The organism is Tenacibaculum sp. MAR_2009_124, assembly GCF_900105455.1.
Lineage (GTDB): Bacteria > Bacteroidota > Bacteroidia > Flavobacteriales > Flavobacteriaceae > Polaribacter.
Genome location: NZ_FNSF01000004.1, coordinates 27,438 through 41,824, shown reverse-complemented (window position 1 = coordinate 41,824; position 14,387 = coordinate 27,438). Strand labels below are relative to the sequence as shown.

Annotated in this window: 1 protein-coding gene (only partly in view); it reads right to left on the bottom strand. The window is 39.7% G+C overall.

Annotated elements, in window-relative coordinates:
- Window positions 1-14,387 carry part of the coding region annotated (locus BLW23_RS11090; protein WP_143032152.1) for a PKD-like domain-containing protein on the bottom strand (this coding region is incomplete at its 3' end). Its footprint extends 17,622 nt past the window's final position, so 14,387 of the 32,009 annotated nt are shown.

The window sequence follows — 14,387 nt, the reverse complement described above, 5'->3', positions numbered from 1 at the left end:
GGATCTATTGTGTCACATACACCATCGCCATCTGCATCGGTATTATCTGGTATACATGGATCCGTTGGATTTGGATCTACAGTATCACAAACGCCATCACCATCTGCATCTGTATTATCTGGTACACATGGATCCGTTGGATCCGGATCTACCGTATCACATACGCCATCATTATCTGAATCTACACTATTTGGGCTACATGGATCCGCTGGATCAGGATCTACGGTATCACATACACCATCGCCATCTGCATCTGTATTATCTGGTACACATGGATCCGTTGGATCAGGATCTACCGTATCACATACACCATCATTATCTGAATCTACATTGTTTGGATTACATGGATCTGCTGGGTCTGGATCAATCGTATCACATACCCCATCACCATCTGCATCTGTATTATCTGGATTACATGGATCACTTGGATCGGGATCTATCGCATCACATACGCCATCACCATCACTATCCGTTGCATCTGGTAAACATGGATCATTCACATCATTATCTGTAATCGTTCCCTCTCCTTGTAAATCAGTAGTGGTTATGGTTCTTCCTAAAGCAGTTTGAATATTACTTAAGCTTACCGTAAATATCTCGTCTACCTCATATACATTATTATCTATCGTCGTTATCGGAATCGTTACTGTAGTGTCTCCTGATGATATCGTATAACTAACACCTGATTGCCCAACATAATCTGTTCCATTTAACGCTGTATTATCTGTTGAACTAACTTGGAAACTTACATCACAAGTAATTGCTTGACTCAAAGTCACTGTAAAGTTAGCTACTGCGCCTTCAATAACGGTAATATCATCAATACTAATAGTAGGTACAGGATTCACAATAACCGTATATGTATAAGAATTTCCTACGCAACCATCCGAACTTGTTGGTGTAACTGTATAAGTAACTGTTTGATCCACATTACTCGTATTCACTAACGTATCTGTAATACTAGTTAAGGTCGAAGTACTTATAGTCTCTCCAGTTACATTTGGATTATCTACAGCCTGCCAACTATAACTAACACCTAATAGATTTACATCCAAAGTTAAATCGTGATTCAATACTCCATCACTACAAATTGTTTCCGTCGGTGCTGCTGTTACAAATGGTTCTGGATTTACTGTTACTGTATAGGTATATGAATCTCCTATACAACTATCAGTACTTGTTGGTATAATTGTATACACTACCGTTTGAACTGAGCCACTGGTATTCGTCAAAATATCGGTTATACTTGTTCCTGTGGAAGCACTTGTCGTTTCTCCTGTTACATTTGGATTATCCGCTGCACTCCAACTAAATGTTGCTCCCACTACGTTTACATCACCTGTTAAATCATGATTCAAGGCGATATCACTACAAACGGTATCTGTTGGAGCAGTTGCTACAAATGGTTCTGGATTCACTGTTACGGTATACGTATATGTATCTCCACCACAACCATCAATACTCGTTAATGTTACCGTATATACTACTATTTGAACTGAGCCACTTGTATTTGTTAAAGTGTCAGTAATACTCGGTGCTATTGAACTACTTGTTGTCTCTCCTATTACATTTGGATTATCCGCTGCACTCCAACTGAAAGTTACTCCTGTTAAATCTACATCCGAAGTTAAATCGTGGTTCAAGGCTACATCACTACAAACGGTATCTGTTGGTGCTGTCGCTACAAATGGTTCCGGATTTACAGTAACTGTGTAAGCATATGAGTTTCCAATACAGCCATCTGAACTCGTTGGTGTAATTGTATACGTTACTGTTTGAACACTTCCGCTTGTATTGGTTAACGTATCAGTAATACTCGTTGCTGTAGAAGTACTCGTTGTTTCTCCTGTTATATTGGTGTTATCTGTTGCACTCCAACTAAATGTTGCTCCTACTAAGTTTACATCACCTGTTAAATCGTGATTCAAGGCAATATCACTACAAATTGTATCTGTTGGTGCTACCGCTACAAATGGTTCTGGATTTATAGTTACTGTATAGCTATATGAATCTCCTTCACAACCATCTGAACTCGTTGGTGTAATCGTATATACAACGGTTTGAACTGAACCACTGGTATTGGTTAATGTATCGGTAATACTAGTTGCCGTTAAAGTACTCGTAGTTTCTCCTGTTATATTGACGTTATCTGCTGCACTCCAGCTGAATGTTGCTCCTACTAAGTTTACATCACCTGTTAAATCGTGATTCAAGGCGATATCACTACAAACTGTATCTATTGGTGCTGTCGCTACAAATGGTTCTGGATTTATCGTTACCGTATACGTATATGAATCTCCTGCACAACCATCTGAACTTGTTGGGGTAATCGTATATACAATCGTTTGATCTGTGCCACTTGTATTGGTTAACGTATCAGTAATACTTGTTGCTGTAGAAGTACTCGTTGTTTCTCCTGTTATATTAGCGTTATCCGCTGCACTCCAACTAAATGTTGCTCCTACTAAGTTTACATCACCTGTTAAATCGTGGTTCAAGGCTACATCACTACAAACGGTATCTGTTGGTGCTGTCGCTACAAATGGTTCCGGATTGACTGTTACTGTGTAGGTATAAGAATCTCCTACACAACCATCTGAACTTGTTGATATAATTGTATACACCACTGTTTGAACACTTCCGCTTGTATTGGTTAAAGTATCGGTGATACTTGTTGCAGTCGATGCTGTCGTTGTTTCTCCTGTTATATTGGTGTTATCTGTTGCACTCCAACTAAATGTTGCTCCTACTAAGTTTACATCACCCGTTAAATCATGATTCAAGGCTATATCGCTACAAACCGTATCCGTTGGTGCTGTTGCTGCAAATGGTTCTGGATTTATAGTTACTGTATAGCTATATGAATCTCCTGCACATCCATCTGAACTTGTTGGTGTAATCGTATACGTTACTGTTTGAACAGATCCACTTGTATTGGTTAACGTATCTGTAATACTCGTTGCTGTAGAAGCACTCGTAGTCTCTCCTGTTACATTCGCATTATCTCCTGCACTCCAACTAAATGTTGCTCCTACTAAGTTTACATCACCTGTTAAATCGTGGTTCAAGGCTACATCACTACAAACTGTATCTGTTGGTGCTGTCGCTACAAATGGTTCTGGATTTATCGTTATTGTGTAGGTATATGAGTTTCCTACACAACCATCTGAACTTGTTGGTGTAATCGTATATATAACCGTTTGATCTGTGCCACTTGTATTGGTTAAGGTATCGGTAATACTTGTCGCAGTCGATGCTGTCGTCGTTTCTCCTGTTATATTGGCGTTATCCGCTGCACTCCAACTAAATGTTGCTCCTGCTAAATTTACATCACCTGTTAAATCGTGGTTCAAGGCTACATCACTACAAACTGTATCTGTTGGTGCTGTCGCTACAAATGGTTCTGGATTTACAGTAACTGTGTAAGCATATGAGTTTCCTACACAACCATCTGAACTTGTTGATATAATTGTATACACCACTGTTTGAACGGAGCCACTAGTATTGGTTAGCATATCTGTAATACTCGTTGTTGTAGAAGTACTCGTCGTTTCTCCCGTTACATTGACGTTATCTGCTGCACTCCAACTGAATGTTGCTCCTGCTAAGTTTACATCACCTGTTAAATCGTGATTCAAAGCTACATCACTACAAACTGTATCTGTTGGTGCTGTCGCTACAAATGGTTCTGGATTTATAGTTACCGTATACGTAAACACATCACCAATACAGCCATTAACGCTGGTTGGTGTAATTGTATAGATTACCGTTTGTATCGAGCCACTTGTATTGGTTAATGTATCAGTAATGCTTGTCGTTGTTGAAGTACTCGTTGTTTCTCCTGTTACATTCGCATTGTCTGCTGCACTCCAACTAAAAGTCCCTCCAATTAAATTTACATCACCCGTTAAATCATGATTCAAGGCGATATCGCTACAAATAGTTTCTGTTGGTGACGTAGCTACGAATGATTCAGGATTTATTGTTACCGTGTAGGTATATGAATTTCCAATACATCCATCTGAACTTGTTGGGATAATCGTATATACCACCGTTTCAACTGAACCACTTGTATTCGTTAAAGTGTCTGTAATACTTGTTGCTGTAGAAGTACTCGTCGTTTCTCCTGTTACATTTGCATTATCTGCTGCACTCCAACTGAATGTTGCTCCTGCTAAGTTTACATCACCTGTTAAATCGTGACTCAAGGCTACATCGCTACAAACTGTTTCTATCGGTGCTGTCGCTACAAATGGCTCTGGATTTATAGTTACCGTATACGTATATGAATTTCCTACACAACCATCTGAACTTGTTGGGGTAATCGTATATACAACCGTCTGAACTGAACCACTTGTATTGGTTAAGGTATCAGTAATATTTGTTGCCGTTGAAGCTGTTGTTGTTTCTCCTGTTATACTGGCGTTATCTGCTGCACTCCAACTGAATATTGCTCCCGCCAGATTTGTATCTGAAGTTAAATCATGGTTCAAGGCGATATCACTACAAACGGTATCTGTTGGTGCTGTCGCCACAAACGGTTCTGGATTTATAGTTACTGTATACGTATAAGAATCTCCTGCACAACTTCCTGAACTTGTTGGGATAATTGTATATACAACGGTTTGAACTGAGCCACTTGTATTCGTTAAAGTATCGGTAATACTAGTTCCTGTAGAAGTACTCGTTGTTTCTCCTGTTATATTGGCGTTATCTGCTGCACTCCAACTGAATGTTGCTCCTGCTAAGTTTACATCACCTGTTAAATCGTGACTCAAGGCTACATCGCTACAAACTGTTTCTATCGGTGCTGTCGCTACAAACGGTTCTGGATTTATAGTTACTGTGTACGTATAAGAGTCTCCTACACAACCATCAGCACTCGTTGGTGTAATTGTATACGTTACTGTTTGAACACTTCCGCTCGTATTGGTTAAAGTATCGGTGATACTTGTTGCCGTTGAAGCTGTTGTCGTTTCTCCTGTTATATTCGCATTGTCTGCTGCACTCCAACTGAATGTTGCTCCTGCTAAATTTACATCACCTGTTAAATCGTGATTCAAAGCTACATCACTACAAACTGTATCTGTTGGTGCTATCGCTACAAATGGTTCTGGATTTATAGTTACCGTATACGTAAACACATCACCAATACAGCCATTAACGCTGGTTGGTGTAATTGTATAGATTACCGTTTGTATCGAGCCACTTGTATTGGTTAACGTATCTGTAATACTCGTTGCTGTAGAAGTACTCGTTGTTTCTCCTGTTACATTCGCATTGTCCGCTGCACTCCAACTGAATGTTGCTCCTACTAAGTTTACATCACCTGTTAAATCGTGGTTCAAGGCGATATCACTACAAACGGTATCTGTTGGTGCTGTCGCTACAAATGGTTCTGAATTTATAGTTACTGTATACGTATATGAGTTTCCTGCACAACCATCTGAACTTGTTGGGGTAATCGTATACACCACTGTTTGAACAGATCCACTTGTATTGGTTAACGTATCCGTAATACTCGTTCCTGCAGAAGTACTCGTTGTTTCTCCTGTTATATTGGCGTTATCTGCTGCACTCCAACTGAATGTTGCTCCTGCTAAATTTACATCACCTGTTAAATCGTGATTCAAAACTACATCACTACAAACCATATCTGTTGGTGCTGTTGCTGCAAATGGTTCTGGATTGACTGTTACTGTGTACGTAAACACATCACCAATACAGCCATTAACGCTGGTTGGTGTAATTGTATAGATTACCGTTTGTATCGAGCCACTTGTATTCGTTAATGTATCGGTAATACTCGTTGCTGTAGAAGTACTCGTTGTTTCTCCTGTTACATTCGCATTATCTGCTGCACTCCAACTGAATGTTGCTCCTACTAAGTTTACATCACCTGTTAAATCGTGGTTCAAGGCGATATCACTACAAACGGTATCTGTTGGTGCTGTCGCTACAAATGGTTCTGAATTTATAGTTACTGTATACGTATATGAGTTTCCTGCACAACCATCTGAACTTGTTGGGGTAATCGTATACACCACTGTTTCAACAGATCCACTTGTATTGGTTAACGTATCCGTAATACTCGTTCCTGCAGAAGTACTCGTTGTTTCTCCTGTTATATTGGCGTTATCTGCTGCACTCCAACTGAATGTTCCTCCTACTAAGTTTACATCACTTGTTAAATCGTGGTTCAAGGCTACATCACTACAAACTGTATCTGTTGGTGCTGTCGCTACAAACGGTTCTGGATTTATAGTTACCGTATAGGTATATGAATCTCCTGCACAACCATCTGAACTTGTTGGTGTAATCGTATAAGTTACTGTTTGAACAGATCCACTTGTATTCGTTAAAGTATCGGTAATACTTGTTGCTGTAGAAGTACTCGTTGTTTCTCCTGTTACATTGGCGTTATCTGCTGCACTCCAACTGAATGTTGCTCCTGCTAAGTTTACATCACCTGTTAAATCGTGGTTCAAGGCGATATCACTACAAACAGTATCTGTTGGTGCTGTCGCTACAAATGGTTCTGGATTTATCGTTACTGTATAGCTATATGAATCTCCCGCACAACCATCTGAACTTGTTGGGGTAATCGTATAAGTTACTGTTTGAACGGATCCACTTGTATTCGTTAAAGTGTCTGTAATACTTGTTGCTGTAGAAGTACTCGTTGTTTCTCCTGTTACATTTGGATTATCTGCTGCAGTCCAACTAAATGTTGCTCCTACTAAGTTTACATCACTTGTTAAATCGTGATTCAAGGCGATATCACTACAAACTGTATCTGTTGGTGCTGTCGCTACAAATGGTTCCGGATTTATCGTTACTGTATAACTATATGAATTTCCTACACAACCATCCGAACTTGTTGGGGTAATCGTATATACCACCGTTTGAACAGATCCACTTGTATTACTTAGCGTATCGGTAATACTTGTTGTTGTTGAAGTACTCGTCGTTTCTCCCGTTACATTAGCGTTATCTGCTGCACTCCAACTAAATGTTGCTCCTGCTAAACTTACATCACCTGTTAAATCGTGGTTCAAAGCCACATCACTACAAACTGTTTCTGTCGGAGCAGTCGCTACAAATGGTTCTGGATTTATAGTTACCGTATACGTATATGAGTCTCCCACACATCCACCTGAACTTGTTGGGGTAATTGTATATACCACCGTTTGAACTGATCCACTTGTATTGGTTAGCGTATCGGTAATACTTGTTGTTGTAGAAGTACTCGTTGTTTCTCCTGTTACATTGGCGTTATCTGCTGCACTCCAACTAAATGTTGCTCCTGCTAAGTTTACATCACCTGTTAAATCGTGGTTCAAGGCGATATCACTACAAACTGTATCTGTTGGTGCTGTCGCTACAAATGGTTCTGGATTTATCGTTACTGTATAGCTATATGAATCTCCCGCACAACCATCTGAACTTGTTGGGGTAATCGTATAAGTTACTGTTTGAACGGATCCACTTGTATTCGTTAAAGTGTCTGTAATACTTGTTGCTGTAGAAGTACTCGTTGTTTCTCCTGTTACATTTGGATTATCTGCTGCAGTCCAACTAAATGTTGCTCCTACTAAGTTTACATCACTTGTTAAATCGTGATTCAAGGCGATATCACTACAAACTGTATCTGTTGGTGCTGTCGCTACAAATGGTTCCGGATTTATCGTTACTGTATAACTATATGAATTTCCTACACAACCATCCGAACTTGTTGGGGTAATCGTATATACCACCGTCTGAACTGATCCACTTGTATTGGTTAGCGTATCGGTAATACTCGTTGCTGTAGAAGTACTCGTTGTTTCTCCTGTTACATTGGCGTTATCTGCTGCACTCCAAGTAAACGTTACTCCTGTTAAATTTACATCACCTGTTAAATCGTGGTTCAAAGCCACATCACTACAAACTGTTTCTGTCGGAGCAGTCGCTACAAATGGTTCTGGATTTATCGTTACTGTATAACTATATGAATCTCCTGCACACCCATCTGAACTTGTTGGTGTAATCGTATAAGTTACTGTTTGAACTGATCCACTTGTATTGGTTAACGTGTCTGTAATACTCGTTGCTGTAGAAGTACTTGTTGTTTCTCCTGTTATATTCGCATTATCTGCTGCACTCCAACTAAACGTATTTCCTGTTAAGGTTACATCACTTGCTAAATCGTGATTTAATGCTACATCACTACAAACTGTGACTGTTGGTGGTGTGCTATTCTCTGGTACAGGGTTCACCGTTACAGTGTAGGTATATGAATTTCCTACACATCCATCTGAACTCGTTGGAGTAATTGTATACACTACCGTTTGAGCAGATCCACTTGTATTGATTAAAGTATCTGTGATACTGGCTGCTGTAGATGCACTTGTGGTTTCTCCTGTTACGTTGGCATTATCTGCCGCACTCCAACTAAAGGTTACGCCTGTTAAATTAACATCACTTGTCAAATCATGATTCAAAGCTACATTGCTACACACCGTTTCTGTTGGTGCTGTTGCTACATATGGTTCTGGATTTACCGTCACCGCATAGGTATAGCTTCCTCCAACACAGCCTGTTGATCCAGTTGGCGTTACATTATAATAAACAACCTGAACTGAACCACTAATATTATTTAGTATATCGGTAATTAAATTCGTTGTTGAATTAGATGTCGTTTCTCCTGTGACATTTGGATTATCTGTAGCATACCATTCAAAAGTAACTCCTGACACTGAGAAATCATCTTCTAAATTATGGTTTAAAACACCATCACTACAAATAACTGTTGCAGGAGGTGTAGCACTTGCTATTTGAGGTCCTGGATCGACATTCACTGTATGAATATAAGAATCTCCCGCACAGCCATCAGCACTCATAACAGTAATTGTATAATCTACTGATTGAAAAACACTTGATGTATTATTTAAGGTATCTGATATTAGCGGACTTGTTTGAGCTGTTAAGGTCTCTCCTGTGACATTTGGATTATCAGAAGCCGCCCAAGTAAACACAACTCCTGTCATATTTACATCAGTAGTTAAATCATAATTCAATACTTGATTATTACAAATAGTACTTGATGTTGGTGCTGCTGGTACATGTGGTTCTGGATTTAAAGTAACTGTATAGGTGTATGAATCTCCTACACATCCATCTGAACTCATTGGGGTAATGGTATATACTACCGTTTGAATATTACCGCTAATATTGTTTAAAGTATCAGTAATACTTGTTGCTGTGGAAGCTGTTGTGGTCTCTCCTGTTACGTTTGCATTATCTGCCGCACTCCAACTAAAGGTTACGCCTGCTAAATTAACATCTCCTGTTAAATCATGAGTAAGCGCTACATCACTACAAACCGTATCTGTAGCCATAGAAGCTGCATGAGGTTCTGGGTTCACCGTTACTGTATAAGTAAATGCATCTCCTACACAACCACTTGGACTTGTTGGTATGATCGTATAAACAACCGTTTGTACCGTACCACTAATATTGGTTAAGGTATCATTTATTGTTGAACTCGATTGTGCTGTAAGAGACTCTCCTGTAATATTAGCATTGTCTGCTGCACTCCAACTAAAGGTTCCTCCAACTAAATTTACATCTCCTGTTAAATCATGATTCAAGGCTACGTCACTACAAACTGTATCTGTTGGAGAACTCGAAGCAAATGATTCAGGGTTTATTGTTACGGTATAGATATATGAATCTCCTGCACAACCATCTGAACTTGTTGGTGTAATCGTATAAGTTACTGTTTGAACAGATCCACTTGTATTGGTTAACGTATCTGTAATACTCGTTGCTATAGAAGCACTCGTAGTCTCTCCTGTTACATTCGCATTATCTCCTGCACTCCAACTAAATGTTGCTCCTACTAAGTTTACATCACCTGTCAAATCGTGGTTCAAAGCTACATCACTACAAACCGTATCTGTTGGTGCCGTCGCTACAAATGGTTCTGGATTTATAGTTACCGTGTACGTATATGAATTACCAACACAGCCATTTGAACTTGTAGGGGTAATCGTATATACAACGGTCTGAACTGAGCCACTTGTATTCGTTAAGGTATCTGTAATACTTGTCGCAGTCGATGCTGTCGTTGTTTCTCCTATGACATTCGCATTCGTCGCTGCACTCCAACTAAATGTTGCTCCTACTAAGTTTACATCACCTGTTAAATCGTGGTTCAAGGCTACGTCACTACAAACCGTATCCGTTGGAGTAGTTGCTACAAATGGTTCCGGATTTATAGTTACTGTATACGTATATGGGTTTCCTGCACAACCTCCTGAACTTATAGGCGTGATTGTATACACTACGGTTTGAACTGAGCCACTTGTATTCGTTAATGTATCGGTAATACTCGTTGCTGTAGAAGAACTAGTCGTTTCTCCTGTTATATTGGCGTTATCTGTTGCACTCCAACTGAATGTTGCTCCTACTAAGTTTACATCACCTGTTAAATCGTGGTTCAAGGCTACATCACTACAAACTGTATCTGTTGGAGCTGTTGCTACAAATGGTTCTGAATTTATAGTTACTGTATACGTATATGAGTCTCCTGCACAACCATCTGAACTTGTTGGGGTAATCGTATATACAACCGTTTGATCCGAGCCACTTGTATTCGTTAAAGTATCAGTAATACTCGTTCCTGTAGAAATACTCGTTGTTTCTCCTGTTATATTGGCATTATCTGCTGCACTCCAGCTAAATATTGCTCCTACTAAGTTTACATCACCTGTTAAATCGTGATTCAAGGCTACATCACTACAAACCGTATCTGTTGGAGCAGTCGCTACAAATGGTTCTGGATTTATAGTTACTGTATAAGTATATGAATCTCCTACACAACCATTTGAACTTGTTGGGGTAATCGTATATACAACCGTTTGATCCGTGCCACTTGTATTGGTTAAAGTATCGGTAATACTTGTCGCAGTCGATGCTGTCGTTGTTTCTCCTGTGACATTCGCATTCGTCGCTGCACTCCAACTAAATGTTGCTCCTACTAAGTTTACATCACCCGTTAAATCATGATTCAAGGCTATATCGCTACAAACGGTATTTGTTGGAGCAGTTGCTACAAATGGTTCTGGATTTATAGTTACTGTATACGTATATGAGTTTCCTGCACAACCTCCTGAACTTATAGGCGTGATTGTATACACTACTGTTTGAACTGAGCCACTTGTGTTCGTTAAAGTATCGGTAATACTTGTTGCTGTAGAAATACTCGTTGTTTCTCCTGTTATATTGGCGTTATCTGCTGCACTCCAACTAAATGTTGCTCCTACTAAGTTTACATCACCTGTTAAATCGTGATTCAAAGCTACATCACTACAAACCGTATCTGTTGGTGCCGTCGCTACAAATGGTTCTGGATTTATAGTTACCGTATACGTATATGAATTTCCTATACAACCATCTGAACTTGTTGGGGTAATCGTATATACCACCGTTTGATCCGTGCCACTTGTATTGGTTAACGTATCAGTAATACTCGTTGTTGTTGAAGAACTCGTTGTTTCTCCTGTTATATTGGCGTTATCTGCTGCACTCCAGCTAAAGGTTGCTCCTACTAAGTTTACATCACCTGTTAAATCGTGATTCAAAGCGATATCACTACAAACCGTATCTGTTGGTGCCGTCGCTACAAATGGTTCTGAATTTATAGTTACCGTATAGGTATATGAATTTCCTACACAACCATTTGAACTTGTTGGGGTAATCGTATATACAACCGTTTGATCCGTGCCACTTGTATTGGTTAAAGTATCGGTAATATTCGTTGTTGTTGAAGCACTTGTGGTTTCTCCTGTAACATTTGCATTATCTGCCGCACTCCAACTAAATGTTGCTCCTGCTAAATTTACATCACCTGTTAAATCGTGGTTCAAAGCCACATCACTACAAACTGTTTCTGTCGGAGCAGTCGCTACAAATGGTTCTGGATTTATCGTTACTGTATAGCTATATGAATCTCCTGCACAACCATCTGAACTTATAGGCGTGATTGTATACACTACTGTTTGAACTGAGCCACTTGTGTTCGTTAAAGTATCGGTAATACTTGTTGCTGTAGAAGTACTCGTTGTTTCTCCTGTTATATTGGCGTTATCTGCTGCACTCCAACCGAATGTTGCTCCTACTAAGTTTACATCACCTGTTAAATCGTGATTCAAGGCGATATCACTACAAACTGTATCTGTTGGTGCTGTCGCTACAAATGGTTCTGGATTTATCGTTACCGTATACGTATAAGAATCTCCTGCACAACCATCTGAACTTGTTGGTGTAATCGTATAAGTTACTGTTTGAACAGATCCACTAGTATTGGTTAAGGTATCGGTAATACTCGTTGTTGTTGAAGAACTCGTTGTTTCTCCTGTTATATTGGCGTTATCTGCTGCACTCCAGCTAAATGTTGCTCCTACTAAGTTTACATCACCTGTTAAATCGTGATTCAAAGCGATATCACTACAAACCGTATCTGTTGGTGCCGTCGCTACAAATGGTTCTGAATTTATAATTACCGTATAGGTATATGAATTTCCTACACAACCATCTGAACTTGTTGGGGTAATTGTATATACCACCGTTTGAACAGATCCGCTTGTATTCGTTAGCGTATCGGTAATACTTGTTGTTGTAGAAGTACTCGTTGTTTCTCCTGTTATATTGGCGTTATCTGTTGCACTCCAACTAAATGTTGCTCCTGCTAAATTTACATCACCTGTTAAATCGTGGTTCAAAGCCACATCACTACAAACTGTTTCTGTCGGAGCAGTCGCTACAAATGGTTCTGGATTTATCGTTACTGTATAGCTATATGAATCTCCTGCACAACCATCTGAACTTGTTGGTGTAATCGTATATACAACGGTTTGAACTGATCCACTTGTATTGGTTAGCGTATCGGTAATACTCGTTGCTGTAGAAGTACTTGTTGTTTCTCCTGTTATATTGGCGTTATCTGCTGCACTCCAACCGAATGTTGCTCCTACTAAGTTTACATCACCTGTTAAATCATGGTTCAAAGCCACATCACTACAAACCGTATCTGTTGGTGCTGTCGCTACAAATGGTTCTGGATTTATCGTTACCGTATACGTATAAGAATCTCCTGCACAACCATCTGAACTTGTTGGAGTAACCGTATAAGTTACTGTTTCAACTGAACCACTTGTATTGGTTAAAGTATCGGTAATACTCATTGCTGTAGAAATACTCGTAGTCTCTCCTGTTACATTCGCATTGTCTGCTGCACTCCAACTAAATGTTGCTCCTACTAAGTTTACATCACCTGTTAAATCGTGGTTCAAGGCGATATCACTACAAACGGTATCCGTTGGTGCTGTGGCTACAAATGGTTCTGGATTTATCGTTACTGTATAGCTATATGAGTTTCCTACACAACCATCCGAACTTGTCGGTGTAATCGTATATACTACCGTCTGAACTGAACCACTTGTATTCGTTAAGGTATCAGTAACACTCGTTGTTGTTGAAGAACTCGTTGTTTCTCCCGTCACATTCGCATTGTCTGCTGCACTCCAACTGAATGTTGCTCCTACTAAGTTTACATCACCTGTTAAATCATGGTTCAAAGCCACATCACTACAAACCGTATCTGTTGGTGCCGTTGCTACAAATGGTTCTGGATTTATCGTTACTGTATAGCTATATGAATCTCCTGCACAACCATCTGAACTTGTTGGGGTAATCGTATAAACCACTGTTTGAACAGAGCCACTAGTATTGGTTAGCGTATCAGTAATACTCGTTGTTGTTGAAGAACTCGTTGTTTCTCCCGTCACATTCGCATTGTCTGCTGCACTCCAACTGAATGTTGCTCCTACTAAGTTTACATCACCTGTTAAATCGTGGTTCAAGGCGATATCACTACAAACCGTATCTGTTGGTGCTGTCGCTACAAATGGTTCTGGATTTACAGTTACCGTATAGCTATATGAATTTCCAATACAACCATCTGAACTTGTTGGTGTAATCGTATATACAACCGTTTGATCCGAGCCACTTGTATTGGTTAGCGCATCGGTAATACTCGTTGTAGTAGAAGAACTCGTGGTTTCTCCTGCTACATTCGCATTGTCTGCTGCACTCCAACTGAATGTTGCTCCTGCTAAGTTTACATCACCTGTTAAATCGTGGTTCAAGGCGATATCACTACAAACAGTATCTGTTGGTGCCGCTGTTACAAATGGTTCTGGATTTATCGTTACCGTATAGGTATATGAATCTCCTGCACATCCACCTGAACTTGTTGGGGTAATCGTATATACCACTGTTTGAACAGATCCGCTTGTATTCGTTAAGGTATCTGTTATACTTGTAGCTGTTGAAGTACTCGT